Source organism: Leifsonia araucanica (assembly GCF_051161895.1).
Classification (GTDB): domain Bacteria; phylum Actinomycetota; class Actinomycetes; order Actinomycetales; family Microbacteriaceae; genus Leifsonia.
Window position 1 is genome coordinate 2,420,383 of the sequence record NZ_JBMBTW010000002.1, and the last position, 14,628, is coordinate 2,435,010.

Genomic DNA, 14,628 nt, shown 5'->3' on the forward strand with positions numbered 1-14,628 from the left:
CCACTGGCCCACGCCGGCACGCGCGGCTACAGCGACGGCGACGGGTCGGCCAGCACCCGCGTCAGCACCGGCCGCGTCGCCCGCAGGCCGAGCCACACCAGCAGGATCCCGGCGGCCAGGCAGCCTGCGATCATCAGGATGCTGGCGGGCGCCACGATCAGACTGATCCCCGCGAGCGGGAAGATCACGACCGCCGCCGTCACCGCAGAGCCGATCGTCGTGATGCGGAGCGGGGAGAGCACGGCGCGGGAGCGGGCGGCGTTCATCGTCTCCACGGGCATCCCGAGCCTGTCGAGGCTGACGTACACGGCCCTGCGGTCGAGCACCGCCGACGCCTGGTTCACGCCGACCGAGCAGGCCACCATGAGGAACGACGCGACCACCGTGATGATGACGCCGGTGCGGATGTCCGCGAACAGCTGCAGGGATGCGGCGTCCGCCTTCCCGCTGTCGGCCGCGACGCCGAGCAGGGCGACCCCGACCCCCGCGAAGACGGCCATGAAGCTCGTCATCGCGACACCGGACACCTGCCGCCAGGCCGCCTTGGGCGACTCCAGGATGCTGCGGGCGGCGAGCAGTTTCGTCACCGTTCCCGCCCGCTTGGCCTGACCGGAGGCGACCAGCCTGATCACCCACGGTCCCACCAGGTTGAGCACGGCGATGGTGCCGCCGAACCCGACGGCCAGGATCGTCAGGATCACGCCGAAGCCGGAGACCAGCTGCACGATGTACATCGCCACGAACGTCACGGCGACCACCGCCAGGCCGACCACCACGCGCACCCAGTGCATCCTGGGCGCCGTCTGCCTGGTGCGGACTCCGAGCGGCGACAGGATGACGCCGCGCAGCCCGACGACGGCACTGACCGCGGCGAGCGCCCCGACGGCGACCACCACGAGCACGACGAGCAGTGGATGCAGGAACACCGCAGCAGCGCCGAGCGGCTCCCCCCGGAACGGGATGAGGCCCACGAGCGGCACGGCGCCGAGCGAGATCACCACCCCGACGAGTGCGCCGACCAGCGCGAGCACGGTCGACTCGATGACGGTCAGGGCGGTGACGGTGCCCGGCGTCGCGCCCAGGAGGCGCAGGCTGGCGAGCCTGTCGTCCCTGCGGCGGGCGGACAGCCGCGCCGCGGAGCCACCGAGCGCCACCAGGGGCACGATCAGCAGTGCGAGGGCGACCACGGCGAGCAGCTGGTAGAGGAAGGCCGTCTCGTCCGCCCAGGAGAAGAACGCCTGGGCGCCGCCCGCGACGACGAGCAGCAGGGCGGTGACCACGGCGAAGGCGACGACGGGGAGCACGATGGTCGCCCGGTCTGTGGCGGAGCGACGGCCGAGCAGCCAGGCCAGTCTGAGGGTGTTCATCGGGTGACCGCCTCGTCGACGATTCGGCCGTCGGCGAGCCGCAGCACCCGGGAGCAACGGGCCGCGACCTCCTCGTCGTGGGTGACGACCACGAGGGACCGTCCGCGGCCGGTGGTCGAGCCGATCAGCGCATCCATCACCTCGACGGACGTGTGCGAGTCGAGCGCCCCGGTCGGCTCGTCGGCGAAGACCACGGATGCTCCGGTCACCTGGGCGCGCGCGATCGCCACCCGCTGCGCCTGGCCACCGGAGAGCTGGCCGATGCGACGTGTCTCGAAGCCGGCGAGACCGAGGGCTGCAAGCCAGCCTGCGGCGTTCTGCTCGGCCACCGAGCGAGCGGCGCCGCCGAGCATCAGCGGGAGGGCGACGTTCTCGATCACGGTCAGCTCGGGCAGCAGGAAGCCCTGCTGGAAGACGAACCCGAACGCCTCCCTCCGCAGCCGCGATCGCTCCTTCTCGCCGAGCGCCGTCACGTCGAGCGGGCCGTGCGGGGTGGCGAAGGTCACGCTCCCCTCGTCGGGCCGCACGATGCCGGCGAGCACGTGCAGGAGTGTGGTCTTGCCCGAGCCGGATGCGCCCATGATCGCCACGGAGTCACCCACGTTGAGCCGGAAGTCGACCCCGGCGAGCGCGACGGCCGTGCCGTACGCCTTCGTGAGTCCGATGGCGGAGAGGGCGGGATGCCGCTGGACGCTGGGATGCTGCTGGGCGCTGGGAAGGGAGGTCATGCATCCATCGTCTCCGTGTGCCGCGCCAGGCACATCGGCCGCGGGCCTCATCCTGGGCGGCGGTGCGTCATCCTCCGGATGGAGAGGAGGTGCGCCCCGGGTCTTGCGCAGGTCGCCCGTCAGGCATATTCTCTACGCATAGATCATCTACACCTAGACAGAAAGGCACGACCATGTGGAGCACCGAGCACACCGCGGAGACCACGCTCTCCCGCGACGCCGTCTGGGCCGCACTGCGCGACCTGCACACCGGAGACCTCACCTACGAGGGTGCCGACGCGTTCGAGCTCGACGGCCCGTTCGCCGTCGGAACCGGGCTCACCATCACCCCCGCCGGCCAGGACCCGTTCCGTTCGACCATCGTCGACCTGGTCGAGACGGAGACCTACGCCGACCGCACCGAGTTCGGCGACATCGTCCTCACCTTCCGCCATACGCTCGTCGACACCCCGACCGGCACGCGCGTCACACACCGCCTCGACATCACCGGCCCGGGCGCCGACGACGTCGGTCCCGAGCTCGGCCCGCAGATCAGCGACGACTTCCCCGAGTCGATGGCCGCCCTGTTCGAGCAGGCGGCGCGCCGAGCATGACCGACTTCCCCGAAGGTCCGACAACGAGCCCCGGCTTCCTGCTCTGGCACGCCACCCTGCGCTGGCAGCGCGCGATGGCCGACGCGCTCACGCCGCTCGACCTGACGCACGCGCAGTTCGTCATCCTCGCATCCACGTGGTGGCTGAACGGCACGGACGAGCGGCCCAATCAGGCGCGGCTGTCCGAGTTCACCGGGTCGGATGCGCGGATGACCTCCGAGGTGGTCCGCCGCCTGATCGCGAAAGGACTCATCGACCGCGAGCAGGACCCGGCGGACTCACGCGCCAAAGTGCTGAACGTGACAGAGGCGGGACGAGCCGTGGCGGCCTCGGCGATCCAGGCAGTCGAGTCGGCGGACACCGAGTTCTTCACGCCGGCGACGGCAGCGGCACCGGATGCGCTGCTCCCACTGCTGCACGCGCTCAGCGGTCGCTGAGCACGCCTCCGTCAGTCGACCAGGTCGTGCCGCACGACGATCTCGTCGCGCGCCGGCCCGACGCCGATCGCCGAGATGCGGGCGCCGGACAGCTTCTCCAGCGCGATGACGTAGTCCTGGGCGTTCTTCGGCAGGTCGTCGAAGGTGCGCGCTCCGCTGATGTCCTCGGTCCAGCCGGGGAACTCCTCGTAAATCGGCACCGCGTGGTGGAAGTCGCTCTGCGAAGCAGGCACCTCGTCGTGGCGCACGCCGTCGACGTCGTATGCGACGCAGACCGGGATGCGCTCGATGCCGGTGAGCGTGTCCAGCTTGGTGAGCACAAAATCGGTGACGCCGTTGATGCGCGCCGTGTACCGGGCGACGGGAGCGTCGTACCAGCCGGTGCGGCGAGGTCGCCCGGTGGTGGTGCCGAACTCGAAGCCGCGCTCACGGAGGAACTCGCCCCACTCGTCGAACAGCTCGGTCGGGAACGGCCCTGCGCCGACGCGGGTGGTGTACGCCTTCACGATGGCGATGACGCGGTCGATGCGGTTCGGGCCGATGCCGGATCCCGTCGCCGCTCCTCCGGCAGTGGAGTTCGAGGAGGTTACGAACGGGTACGTGCCGTGGTCGACATCCAGCATCGTGGCCTGACCGCCCTCGAACAGGACGTACTTGCCGTCTTCGAGGGCCTGGTGCAGCAGCAGGGAGCTGTCGACGACCATCGGGCGCAGGCGCTCCGCGTAGCCGAGCAGCTGCTCGACCACCTCGTCCACGCTGATGGCCCGGCGGTTGTAGACCTTGACCAGCAGGTGGTTCTTCTGGTCGAGGGCGCCCTCCACCTTCTGGCGCAGGATGTTCTCGTCGAACAGATCCTGGATGCGGATTCCCACGCGATTGATCTTGTCGGCGTACGTCGGGCCGATGCCGCGGCCGGTCGTGCCGATCTGGCGCTTGCCGAGGAAGCGCTCCGTGACCTTGTCGATCGTGCGGTGGTAGGACGTGATGACGTGCGCGTTCGAGCTGACCTTGAGGCGGGAGACGTCGACGCCGCGGGCGATCAGCCCGTCCAGCTCCTCGAACAGCACCTCGATGTCGACGACGACGCCGTTGGAGATGACGGGCGTGACGCCTTCGGTCAGGATGCCGGAGGGAAGCAGGTGCAGCGCGTACTTCTCGCTGCCGACGACGACCGTGTGGCCGGCGTTGTTGCCCCCGTTGAACTTGACGACGTAGTCGATGCGGCTGCCGAGGAGGTCGGTCGCTTTGCCTTTGCCTTCGTCGCCCCACTGGGCGCCGATGATCACGATCGCGGGCACTTTTCGGTCCTCTCGATGGGATGTGCGCGCCGGTGCCCATCGGGCTGACCGTCGCACTCGATCCTATCGCGCCATTATCTTGCACAGTCGTGTGCAAGAAGAGTAGTATTCAATGCATGCCCTCCTCCACGACCCGTGCCCCTCGGCGCGACGCAGCAGCGAACAGGGAGGCGATCATCGCGGCAGCGGCCGCCGCGCTCAACGAGGACATCGACGCCTCGCTCGAGACCATCGCCGCCCGCGCCGGCCTCAGCCGCCGGGCCATCTACGGCCACTTCGCCACCAGGGACGACCTGCTCGTCGACGTCTTCACCCGCGGAGCCGCCCGGCTCGCCGCGCTGCTCGACCCCGTCTCCCATCCGGATGCCCGGGTTGAGATCGCACTGTTCGGCGCCACCCTCTGGGCGGAGGTCGAGCACGTGCGCGTCAGCGCAGCCCTCGCCGTTCGCGGCCCGCACCGCGAGATCGTCGGCGCAGCGCTCGACCCGGCTCGCGAGCGGCTGCGCGACACCGTGCGCCGAGGCATGGCAGCGGAGCAGCTGCGCACAGACCTCGACCTCGAGACCGTCACCAGGCTCATCGAGAACGCCGCCGTCTCCGTGCTCGACGAGGCGATGCGCGCCAAGCTCACCAACAGCGAAGGACACAGGCTCGTGATGCTCGCCGGACTCAGCGCAGCCGGTCTGAGCTGGCGCGAAGCCGGCGCCCTCATCGCCGAAACCCCCGAACTCGCCTTCCAGGAGGTCACAGCATGAAGATCGTGCTCGATCGCGTCGCCAAGGGCGCGCACAACGCCGCCGTGCCCCCGACCTCGGCGACGTTCCAGACCGGAGAGGTGACGCTCGCCAGGGCGGAGACCGAGCAGCGGCCGACCGTGCTCGGACTGATCGCATCCGGCCGGATGCGCCCGGACGCCGGAACCGTCACCATCGACGGCGCCACGGACTACTCCGTGATGCGCAAGCGCATCGCCCTCATCGACGCACCGGATGTGTGCGAGCCCGCCGCCGACGTGACGGTCGCCGGGATCGTGGCGGAGGAGCTGATGTTCGCCGGGCGCGCATCCAACCCCATCGCCGTCAACAGGAGACTGAACGAGCTGGGCGCGTCCGAGTGGGCGCGGTTCGCGATCGGCACCGTGCCGCCGACCGTGCGCATCCGGTTGCTGGCCGAGCTCGCGCTGATGCGTAAGGGTGTGGATGGGCTCGTCATCACGTCGCCGGACCGGCACGGCGGCGATCCGAACGAGTGGTGGGAGCTCGCGCGCCGGATCGCGGCCCGCGATATCGCTGTGCTCGTGGTGGCCGGCGACGCCTCCGCGGCCGCCATCGCGGCGTCCGGCATGATCTCCCGGATGGGCGAGACGGCCACGCAGGGCCCCGCCAGCACCTTCGACGAAGACCCTGGACGCGACGACACCGACGAGCTGCCCGACCTCATCGTCGCCCCAGCACTCGAACAGCGCGGCACCGACCGCGCGGAGGAAGCCGAATGAAGATCCCCCAGATGATCGCGGCGGAGTTCCGTCGCCTCACCGCCAGCCCGATGTCGATCGTGGCGCTCATCGCGCTCATGTGCGTCCCCGTGCTCTACGGCGGGCTGTACCTGTGGGCCAACCAGAACCCGTACGCGAATCTGAACAAGATCCCCGCGGCCATCGTGATGGACGACAGCGGAACGACGGTCGACGGCAAGACGGTCAACTACGGGAGCGACGTGGCCGACGAGCTCATCAGGGACGGCTCGTTCGACTGGCACAGGGTCGAATCCGGCTCCGCGGCGAGCGGCGTCGACGACTCGAAGTACGACTTCAGCATCACCTTCCCCGCCAACTTCTCCGAAGCGCTTGCCTCCGCCTCCACGAAGACGCCGCACCGCGCGACGGTGACGCTCACCACCAACGACACGAACAGCTATCTGGCGTCCACGATCGGCACGCAGGCCGCGGAGAAGATCCGCACCTCCATCGTCAAGAAGGTCAACCAGCAGGCAGCGGAGCAGTTCCTCCTCGGTCTCGCCGACATCCGCTCCAACCTGGTCACGGCCGTGGATGGGGCGAACCAGCTGGTCGACGGCAGCGAGACGGCGCGCTCCGGCGCATCCACTCTCGCCGACGGCACCAGCCAGCTGGCGACGGGCTCGCAACAGCTGTCGGATGCACTGGCCCAGCTCTCCGGAGGAGCAGCGCAGGTGAGCGACGGCGCCGCCCAGGTGGCGGCTGGAAACGACCAGCTCGCCGCGAAGGCGACCCAGGCGGGAACGGCGGCGGCCCAGCTCGCGGCCGACGCGCCGGCGGTCGGGCAGCAGTTGCTCGACCAGCTGAAGCAGGCCGGAGCGACGCAGGAGCAGCTCGACCAGGTGTCCGCCGCTCTCGGGAAGATCGACGCCAAGGTGCAGGACGGCAACACCCAGGTGCAGACGCTCGTCGGGCAGGTCAACCAGCTCGCGGCGGGCGCCGACCAGGTCGCATCCGGAGCGTCGCAGGTGGCGTCCGGCTCGACGCAGGCCGCCGGTGGCGCCGCCCAGCTCGCGGACGGCAGCAAGCAGGCTGCATCCGGCGCATCCCAGTTGCGCGACGGCCTCACCACGCTGCACGACGGCACGGCGAAGCTGCGCGACGGCCTCACCGACGGCGTCGGCCAGATCCCGGACAATTCCCCCGCCCTGCAGAAGAAGCAGGCGACGACCATCGCCGACCCGGTCAACCTGAAGAACGACTCGATCACCTCCGCGGGAACCTACGGAGCCGGTCTCGCACCGTTCTTCGTCGCCCTGGCGGGCTGGATCGGCATCTACGCACTGTTCCTCATCGTGAAGCCGGTGTCCCGGCGCGCCATCACGGCGCTCCACTCGCCGGTGAAGATCACGCTCGCCGGCTGGCTCACCCCCGGCCTGCTCGGCGCGGTGCAGATGATCGGCCTGTTCGCCATCGTGTCCGGCGCGCTCGGCTTCCGCATCGACAACCCGCTCGGGATGTACGGGCTGATGGCGCTGGCCTCCCTCACGTTCGCCGCGATCATCCTGGCTCTGAACGTCTGGCTGGGCAGCGTCGGCCAGTTCCTCGGGCTGGTGCTGATGGTGCTGCAACTCGTGACGGCGGGAGGCACGTTCCCCTGGCAGACCTTGCCTGGACCGCTCGCAGCGCTGCACCATGTTCTGCCGATGTCGTACGCCGTGGACGGCATCCGGCAGCTGATGTACGGAGGCAACCCCGCCACCGCACTGGCGGACGCCGGGGTGCTCGGACTGTGGCTGCTCATCGCGCTGCTGGTCTCCGCCATCGGCGTGACCCGGATGACGCACTTCCGCACCCTGCGCGATCTGAGGCCGAGCCTGATCGGGTGACGGTGCCAGGCGGTATGGTGTCCGCGTGAGCGAGACCCTGCGCATCCTGCACCTGAGCGACACGCACCTGTACGGCGACGGCCGCCTGCACTACGGGCTGGTGGACACGCTGGCGGCGCTCGACCGGGTGCTGGCGCGCGCGGCGACCATCGAGGCGATCGACCTGGTGGTCGCCTCGGGTGACCTGTCCGACGACGGGAGTGCAGAGTCGTACCGGCTGCTGGCCGGGCGGCTCGAGCCGTGGGCGTCCGAGCGGGACGCGCGGGTGGTCTACGCGATGGGCAACCACGATCTGGCCGGGCCGTTCGAGCAGGTGCTCGGGCCTCGCGAGGCGGTCACCGTCGTCGACGGCTTCCGGGTCGTGACCGTGGACACCGTGGTGGCCGGAGCCGGGTACGGCCGCATCGACGCCGCCCGGTTCGACCGGCTGCGGGCTGCGCTCGCCGAGCCGGCGGAGCACGGAACCGTGGTGGTGCTGCACCACCCGCCCGTGCCGCCGACCACCGGCCTGTTCGAGACGCTGCGCCTGGTCGACCCGGAGGCGCTGATCGACCTCTGCACGGCCGCCGACGTGCGCCTCGTGCTCGCCGGGCACTACCACCACTCGCTCGTCACGGAGGTGGGTCCTCGGCGCATCCCGGTCGTGGTCGCGCCGGCGGTGGCGAACACGACGGATGTGCTGTGGGCGCCGGAACGCGAGCGGGCCGTGCGCGGTTCCGGCTTCGCGGTGGTGCAGCTGCCGGTCGCCGGGCCGGTGCGTGCTCACCTGGTCTCCGCCCCCGCGCCGGACGACGGCGAGACGGTCTACGACCTCGACCCAGCGGCCATCCAGCGGATCGCCGACAGCGCGGGATGGTCGGTGCGCGCATGAGCGACGCCGCAGGATACTCCGGCACCCCACTGTGGAAGAAGCTCGGCCTCAAACCGGGCATGACGGCACAGGTGCTGCACGCCGACGACGGGTGGCGCTTCCCGCTCGGCGGCGCGCCGGACGGCATCGTCTGGCTCCCGGAGGACGACGATGGCCCGGCCGGGCTGGTGCTCGCCTTCTACCGCGGCGCCGGCGAGTTCCTGGCCGAGCTCGACGACATCGGTGCGCGCATCCGCCCCGACGGGATGCTCTGGGCGGCCTGGCCGCGCAAGGCGGCCGGGCACGTGAGCGACCTCAACGAGAACCTCATCAGGAACGCCGCGATCGAACGCGGGCTCGTGGATGTGAAGGTCGCGGCCGTCGACACGGACTGGTCGGGGCTCAAGCTGGTGTGGCGGCGCGAGAACCGCTGAACGACACGTGCTGCAACACCCAGGCGTGCATCGCGACCGCGGCGGCAGCAGACGCGTTGATCGACCGCGTCGAGCCGAACTGCGAGATCTCCACCACCGCATCCGCGGCGTCGATGGCCTCGGGTGAGAGCCCGGGCCCCTCCTGACCGAACAGCAGCACGCACTCCTTCGGGAACGCGAACGTCTCGATGATGACCGACCCGGGAACGTTGTCGATGGCGATGATCGGGAGGGACGCATCCCGGGCCCAGGCGACGAACGCGGCGACATCCTCGTGGTGCAGCACGTGCTGGTAGCGGTCGGTGACCATCGCGCCGCGCTTGTTCCAGCGGCGGCGCCCGATGATGTGCACGGTGTCCGCGGCGAACGCGTTCGCGCTGCGCACGATCGACCCGATGTTCATGTCGTGCTGCCAGTTCTCGATGGCGACATGGAACGGGTGGCGGTGCTGGTCGAGGTCGGCGACGATGGCTTCCATACGCCAGTACCGGTAGCGGTCGATCACGTTGCGGGTGTCGCCGTGCTGCAGCAGGTCGCGGTCGTAATGCTCGTCCACGGGCCACTCGCCCTGCCAGGGACCGACGCCGTACGTCGTCTGCTCGGCTGTCCCATCCACCCGTCGAGCGTACCGCGCGCCACCGAGCGAATAAGCTGTACCCGTCGAAAGGGGATTGCGTGGCGCGACGCGACGAGATCGAATGCTGGCTCACCGACATGGACGGCGTGCTGGTGCACGAGAACCACGCCCTGCCAGGAGCTTCCGCCCTGATCCAGCAGTGGCGGGATGACGGCACGCCCTTCCTGGTGCTCACCAACAACTCCATTTTCACGCCGCGCGACCTCGCGGCCCGCCTGCGTGCATCCGGACTGGATGTGCCGGAGGAGTCCATCTGGACCTCCGCGCTGGCCACGGCGGACTTCCTCAAGTCGCAGATCCCCGGCGGCAGCGCATACGTGATCGGCGAGGCCGGCATCACGACGGCGCTGCACGAGGCGGGCTTCATCATGACCGACACGAACCCGGACTACGTGGTCGTCGGCGAGACCCGCTCGTACTCCTTCGACGCGATCACCAAGGCGATCCGGCTCATCGGCAAGGGCGCGCGCTTCATCTCGACCAACCCGGATGCGACCGGCCCGAGCGCGGACGGCCCCCTGCCCGCGACGGGCGCTGTGACCGCGATGATCACCAAGGCGACCGGTATGGAGCCGTACGTGGTCGGCAAGCCCAACCCGATGATGTTTCGCTCGGCGATGAACCGCATCGGCGCGCACTCGGAGAACACGGCGATGATCGGCGACCGGATGGACACCGACATCGTCGCGGGCATCGAGGCAGGACTGCACACGATCCTGGTGCTCACCGGCATCAGCGACCAGAGCGAGATCGACCGTTACCCGTTCCGGCCGGACGAGATCCTGACCGGGGTGAGCGAGCTGGTGGCGGAGCCACACGAGACCGACCTGTAAGGGGTCGGGCCCGGGGCTGCATCCTGGTGGGTGCGGCGCCGGTTGCGCTTAGGCGGCCGGGCCCGGTCCGGCGACGGACGACGTGAGCGGCTCCCCGCCCGACCGGCTGGCGAAGCAGTAGAACGAGCGCTGCCCGTCCTTCCACTGCTGCTCCGTGGCGGGGAAGGTGCCCTGCAACTGCAGGTCGGGATAGGCGGCGGCCGCAGCCAGGTCGACGATCCCCGGCTGCGTGCAGACCGCGTTGATCTGCCCGGCGAGAGCGTCGGCACCCGGATACGGCGCGGCGATGTCGGCCGAGAACAGGTTCGTGTACACCAGCTGCGCGGTATGCGGCGCCGCACAGTCGACCACGGTGAACGTCTCCACCCACGGCGACGTGTACGGCTGGATGCACTCCCCGCCGCCCAGCGTGTTCCAGGCGTGCGTGCCCGGCGCGACGGGCCCGGCCGGCTTGGCCTGCACGGTCGGCGTTGGGGTCGGCGTCGGAGTCGCGCTCGGTGTCTTGCTCGCGGTCGCGGAGGGGGACGGTTTGGCGTCGGCGCCGAACATCTGCGGGATGCGCGTACCGAGCGCGAACAGGCCGATCAGCACGAGGATCACGGCGAGACCGCCCGCCACCCAGTACAGGATGCGGTTGACACGGTGCGAGCCGCCGCGTCCGGTGGGCGGCGGTGCGGTGGGGCCGGTGGGGCCGGTTGGGCCGGTTGGGCCGGTTGGGCCGCCGGAGTGTGGGGGTGTGGGGCCGGAGGGTGTGGGGGTCTGGACGGTGGGCACCGGCGCGGGGGCGGCTGGCGCTACCGGCGGCACGAGGGCGATCGTCTCCGCCGTCGCCGGGGAGGCGAGCTCAGGGAAGAGGATGGTCGCCGCCGTGGGTGCAGGGTCCTCCTCGTCGGTGTCGCGGGTGTCGTCGTCCTGCTCGCCGTCGTGGTCGTCGGAGGCTCCCGCATCCACTGCCGCGGTCGATCCGGTGAACGGTGCAGGCTCGCTGGCCCCGCCGATGCTCTCGGCGTCGAGGGGCTGGGTGGCCGGGGAGGGCAGAGCGCCGAGCAGCAGCGTCGCCTCCTCGATCGGCGGGACCGTGGCCGTGGGAACATCCGGGATCGAGCTGGTGTCGGTGGGCTCTGGCTCGCTGGGCTCGGGCTCGCCCGGTTCAGGGTCGCCCGGCCGGGCGCGGAGGAGAGCGGCGATCTCCGCGGTGTCGAGCTTGGCGGTGGGGACGTCGGCCTGGCTGGGCTCGGGGGTGGCGGTCGGCTCGAAGAGGCGCGACGCATCCGGGGGCGGGAGCACGGGCGGCGTGGGTGGGACGGGAGCCGCAGGAGGCGTGAAGGCGGCGGGTGCTGCGGGCGCAGCGGGCGCGGCGGGCACGGCTTCCGGAGGCGTCAGCGCACCGGGCGGGATCGGGATGATGCCAGTGGTGTCGCCGATCACCGAGCGGCTGGTGGAGGTGGGCTCTTCGTCGTCCTCCCCGAAGAAGCCGAGCAGCGCGGCGAGGCCGTGGCTCTCCTCCTCGGGCTCGCCCGCTGGTGTCGGTTCGGGTGCGGGCTCCGGCTCTGGCTCAGGTTCTGGCTCAGGTTCTGGCTCAGCCTCCTGCGCTGGTGCTGGCTGCGCGAGCACTGGCTCGGGCGTCACGGGGACAGCAATGGATGGACGGAACAGCGGCGGCTCTGCTGGTTCGTCCGGCGCGGAGGAAGCGGGCACGGCGGGTGCAGCAGGCTCGGCGGCGGTGGGCTCGGGTGCGACCGCGGGCTCGACGGGGGCAGCAGGCTCCGCATCGGCGGGCACGGGTGCCGCCTCGGGCTCGGCGTCGATGTTCCACACGGGGGGCTGCGGGAGGCGGAGGGATTCGTAGAAGCTGGGCGGCTCGAAGGTGGTGGTGTCCGGCGGGGTCGGCTCGCGGCGCTCCGGCTCGGCTGCCTCCGGTTCCGCGGATTCCGTGTGGGACGACGACTCGTAGGAATCGAACGACGGCACCGGGATCACCGGCGGCACCGCCGGCGCCGCGGGAGCGACCGGCTCCGCCACGGGCTCTGCGACGGGCGCGGACTCGTCGGGGGTCCCCGCCTGCTCGGTGGTCGTGTCGTCGAGGTGCCAGACGGTGCTGGAGGTGGGCTGGGCGGGCTCGTCCACGAGAGGGTCTGTCCCGACGCCGGGCGTGAGGTGCCAGCTGAAGCCGGAACCCTGCTCGGGCTCCTCGACCAGTTCGCCTGCCTCTGGCTGCATCGGCTCCTCGGCCGGGGGCTCAGGCTCGACCGCCGGGTTCAGGAACAGCTCGAACGTGTCCTGGGCGCTCGGCGCCTCGTCGGAGGGGTGCTGTTCGGCCTCGGGAACCACGGGCAACGCGACCGTCGGGTCCGCGGCCTCTGGTTCGAGGCTGGGTGCTGGAGTGGTCTCCGCCGCATCCACCTGCTCCGCCGGGCGCGCAACGCGCCGCCCGCCGGTGAGCTGCTGCAGCAGCCATTCCGAACTGCCGAACTCGGGTTCGTGCGTGTCGGGGCGCTCGTCGCCCTCGGCGTCGTCCGATCCCGGGTGGCGTTCGTCGGTCACTACTCGAGCCCCAGGTCCTTCAGGCCGATGGCGGCGAAGTACGGGTATCCGGCCTCTTCGATGACCTCGCGCGCGCCCGTGTTGCGGTCGACCACGACGGCGACGCCGACGATCTCAGCGCCGACCTTCTTCAGCGCTTCGATGGCTTTCAGCGGCGAACCGCCCGTGGTGGACGTGTCTTCGAGGACGATCACGCGCTTGCCGGCGAGGTCCGGGCCCTCGACCTGCTTGCCGCGGCCGTGGTCCTTCGGCTCCTTGCGCACGACGAACGCGTCATAAGCGAGGCCGCGGGCGGCGCCTTGGTGCAGGATCGCGGCGGCGACAGGGTCAGCGCCCATCGTCATCCCACCGACCGCGAACACGTCGGGGACCTCGGAGATGAGGTCGATCATCACCTGGCCGATGAGGGGCGCGACACGGTGGTCGAGGCTGACCTTGCGCAGGTCGACGTAGTAGCTCGCCTTCTTGCCGCTCGTGAGGGTGAAGTCCCCGTGGAACACGGCTTCGGCCGAGATGTAGTCGATGAGCTGCTGTCTTGCGTCGGTCACGTCCCCGATTCTAGGGGGGAACACCGCGAAAACGCCTCCCCACCAGGCCGTGACCCGTGGCTGTCTGCGGTGGCCGATACGATCGAGGCATGCGCGTTGCGACCTGGAATGTGAACTCGATCCGCACCCGAGTGGGCCGTACCGTCGACTGGATGGTCCGCGAAGACGTGGATGTGCTGGCCATGCAGGAGATCAAGTGCAAGCCGGAGCAGTTCCCGATGCAGCAGTTCGAGGACGCCGGATACGAGGTGGTGCTGCACGGGCTCAACCAGTGGAACGGCGTCGCCATCGCCAGCCGTCTGCCGATCGAGGACGTCGAGATCGGCTTCCCAGACATGCCCGGCTTCCTCAAAGGACACGAAGGCCCCGACCTGCCCAAGGAGGCACGGGCGATCGGTGCGACCATCGGCGGCATCCGGGTGTGGAGCCTGTACGTGCCGAACGGCAGAGCGCTCGACGACCCGCACTTCCACTACAAGCTCGACTGGCTGGCCACCCTCGCCGCTGACACCCAGCGCTGGCTCGCCGAGCAGCCGGACCTGCCGCTCGCGCTGATGGGCGACTGGAACGTGGCCCCCCTCGACTCCGACGTCGGCGACCCCAGCCTCATTCCGGGCGTCTCGACCCACATCTCCCCGCCGGAGCGCAGCGCGTTCAGCGCGTTCGAGGCGATCGGGCTGACGGACGTCGTTCGCCCGCTCGTGCCGGAGGGCTACACCTACTGGGACTACAAGCAGCTGCGTTTCCCGCGCAACGAAGGCCTGCGCATCGACTTCATCCTCGGCTCCAAGCCGTTCGCGGACCTGGTCACGTCGGCCAGCATCCACCGCAACGAGCGCAAGGGCGAAGCTCCGAGCGACCACGTGCCGGTGCTGGTCGAACTCGACCTCGGGGCAGAAGAGGACGACGACGATCGGCCGATGATCTTCGGATAAGGGTCGGCGGTAGCGGCTGCGGTCGGATATTATCCTGACATTCTGCGTTTTTAACGGTTACCTGATCGTGATTCCCCGA

The 14,628-nt window shown here is 70.3% G+C and carries 15 protein-coding genes; 9 read left to right on the top strand and 6 right to left on the bottom strand.

Going from position 1 to position 14,628, the window contains the following annotated elements:
- Positions 1–26: 26 nt before the first annotated feature.
- Positions 27–1,367 (bottom strand): FtsX-like permease family protein, encoded by a 1,341-nt coding sequence (locus ACN6M5_RS11605; RefSeq protein ID WP_434949956.1) that lies wholly within the window; start codon positions 1,365–1,367, stop codon positions 27–29.
- Positions 1,364–2,095 (bottom strand): ABC transporter ATP-binding protein, encoded by a 732-nt coding sequence (locus tag ACN6M5_RS11610; protein WP_434949958.1) that lies wholly within the window; start codon positions 2,093–2,095, stop codon positions 1,364–1,366. Before ACN6M5_RS11610 ends, ACN6M5_RS11605 begins: the two co-directional genes overlap by 4 nt.
- Positions 2,096–2,268: 173 nt before the next feature.
- On the opposite strand from ACN6M5_RS11610, the gene ACN6M5_RS11615 reads away from it, so the two are divergent.
- Positions 2,269–2,688 (top strand): SRPBCC family protein, encoded by a 420-nt coding sequence (locus ACN6M5_RS11615; RefSeq protein WP_434949960.1) that lies wholly within the window; start codon positions 2,269–2,271, stop codon positions 2,686–2,688.
- Complete coding sequence (locus tag ACN6M5_RS11620) at positions 2,685–3,125, top strand: MarR family winged helix-turn-helix transcriptional regulator (RefSeq protein ID WP_434949962.1); 441 nt, start codon at positions 2,685–2,687, stop codon at positions 3,123–3,125. The genes ACN6M5_RS11615 and ACN6M5_RS11620 overlap by 4 nt, the downstream gene beginning before the upstream one ends.
- 11 nt (positions 3,126–3,136) lie before the next feature.
- On the opposite strand, the gene ACN6M5_RS11625 is transcribed toward ACN6M5_RS11620, so the two are convergent.
- On the bottom strand, positions 3,137–4,423 hold the full coding sequence (locus ACN6M5_RS11625; RefSeq protein ID WP_085371362.1) for an adenylosuccinate synthase: 1,287 nt from the start codon (positions 4,421–4,423) through the stop codon (positions 3,137–3,139).
- 116 nt (positions 4,424–4,539) lie between these two features.
- Between ACN6M5_RS11625 and ACN6M5_RS11630 the strand changes: the two genes are divergently transcribed.
- From ACN6M5_RS11630 to ACN6M5_RS11650, 5 genes are read left to right on the top strand one after another with little or no spacing between them, the layout of a single operon-like run.
- Positions 4,540–5,178: a TetR/AcrR family transcriptional regulator gene (locus ACN6M5_RS11630; RefSeq protein WP_434949964.1), complete on the top strand. Its 639-nt coding sequence runs from the start codon at positions 4,540–4,542 to the stop codon at positions 5,176–5,178.
- On the top strand, positions 5,175–5,918 hold the full coding sequence (locus tag ACN6M5_RS11635) for a hypothetical protein (protein ID WP_434949966.1): 744 nt from the start codon (positions 5,175–5,177) through the stop codon (positions 5,916–5,918). Before ACN6M5_RS11630 ends, ACN6M5_RS11635 begins: the two co-directional genes overlap by 4 nt.
- Positions 5,915–7,768: a YhgE/Pip family protein gene (locus ACN6M5_RS11640; protein ID WP_434949968.1), complete on the top strand. Its 1,854-nt coding sequence runs from the start codon at positions 5,915–5,917 to the stop codon at positions 7,766–7,768. The genes ACN6M5_RS11635 and ACN6M5_RS11640 overlap by 4 nt, the downstream gene beginning before the upstream one ends.
- Positions 7,769–7,793: 25 nt before the next feature.
- Positions 7,794–8,639, top strand: a complete 846-nt coding sequence (locus ACN6M5_RS11645; protein ID WP_434949970.1) for a metallophosphoesterase — start codon at positions 7,794–7,796, stop codon at positions 8,637–8,639.
- Complete coding sequence (locus ACN6M5_RS11650; protein WP_434949972.1) at positions 8,636–9,052, top strand: DUF3052 family protein; 417 nt, start codon at positions 8,636–8,638, stop codon at positions 9,050–9,052. Before ACN6M5_RS11645 ends, ACN6M5_RS11650 begins: the two co-directional genes overlap by 4 nt.
- Here the strand turns inward: ACN6M5_RS11650 and ACN6M5_RS11655 are convergent.
- Entirely contained in the window at positions 9,021–9,668 is a 648-nt protein-coding gene (locus ACN6M5_RS11655) for a TrmH family RNA methyltransferase (RefSeq protein ID WP_434949974.1), read from the bottom strand. The genes ACN6M5_RS11650 and ACN6M5_RS11655 overlap by 32 nt on opposite strands.
- A 59-nt stretch (positions 9,669–9,727) precedes the next feature.
- Between ACN6M5_RS11655 and ACN6M5_RS11660 the strand changes: the two genes are divergently transcribed.
- On the top strand, positions 9,728–10,522 hold the full coding sequence (locus ACN6M5_RS11660) for an HAD-IIA family hydrolase (protein WP_143466093.1): 795 nt from the start codon (positions 9,728–9,730) through the stop codon (positions 10,520–10,522).
- Between the two features lie 48 nt (positions 10,523–10,570).
- Here the strand turns inward: ACN6M5_RS11660 and ACN6M5_RS11665 are convergent, their stop codons facing one another.
- Together ACN6M5_RS11665 and pyrE are read right to left on the bottom strand one after the other, a co-directional pair.
- Positions 10,571–13,066 carry a septum formation family protein gene (locus ACN6M5_RS11665; protein ID WP_434949976.1) on the bottom strand — a complete coding sequence of 832 codons (2,496 nt, stop codon included), beginning with the start codon at positions 13,064–13,066 and terminating at the stop codon, positions 10,571–10,573.
- Entirely contained in the window at positions 13,066–13,614 is a 549-nt protein-coding gene (gene pyrE, locus ACN6M5_RS11670) for an orotate phosphoribosyltransferase (RefSeq protein WP_434949978.1), read from the bottom strand. Before pyrE ends, ACN6M5_RS11665 begins: the two co-directional genes overlap by 1 nt.
- An 89-nt stretch (positions 13,615–13,703) precedes the next feature.
- Between pyrE and ACN6M5_RS11675 the strand changes: the two genes are divergently transcribed.
- Positions 13,704–14,549, top strand: coding sequence for an exodeoxyribonuclease III (locus ACN6M5_RS11675; RefSeq protein WP_434949980.1), 846 nt, complete (start codon positions 13,704–13,706; stop codon positions 14,547–14,549).
- Positions 14,550–14,628 lie beyond the last annotated feature (79 nt).

Bases quoted from the DNA above. Each gene is read 5' to 3' on its own strand.
- ACN6M5_RS11650 (WP_434949972.1), top strand. From the start codon at position 8,636: ATGAGCGACGCCGCAGGATACTCCGGCACCCCACTGTGGAAGAAGCTC.
- ACN6M5_RS11615 (WP_434949960.1), top strand. From the start codon at position 2,269: ATGTGGAGCACCGAGCACACCGCGGAGACCACGCTCTCCCGCGACGCC.
- ACN6M5_RS11675 (WP_434949980.1), top strand. From the start codon at position 13,704: ATGCGCGTTGCGACCTGGAATGTGAACTCGATCCGCACCCGAGTGGGC.
- ACN6M5_RS11630 (WP_434949964.1), top strand. From the start codon at position 4,540: ATGCCCTCCTCCACGACCCGTGCCCCTCGGCGCGACGCAGCAGCGAAC.
- ACN6M5_RS11620 (WP_434949962.1), top strand. From the start codon at position 2,685: ATGACCGACTTCCCCGAAGGTCCGACAACGAGCCCCGGCTTCCTGCTC.
- ACN6M5_RS11635 (WP_434949966.1), top strand. From the start codon at position 5,175: ATGAAGATCGTGCTCGATCGCGTCGCCAAGGGCGCGCACAACGCCGCC.
- ACN6M5_RS11610 (WP_434949958.1), bottom strand. From the start codon at position 2,095: ATGACCTCCCTTCCCAGCGCCCAGCAGCATCCCAGCGTCCAGCGGCAT.
- ACN6M5_RS11640 (WP_434949968.1), top strand. From the start codon at position 5,915: ATGAAGATCCCCCAGATGATCGCGGCGGAGTTCCGTCGCCTCACCGCC.
- ACN6M5_RS11605 (WP_434949956.1), bottom strand. From the start codon at position 1,367: ATGAACACCCTCAGACTGGCCTGGCTGCTCGGCCGTCGCTCCGCCACA.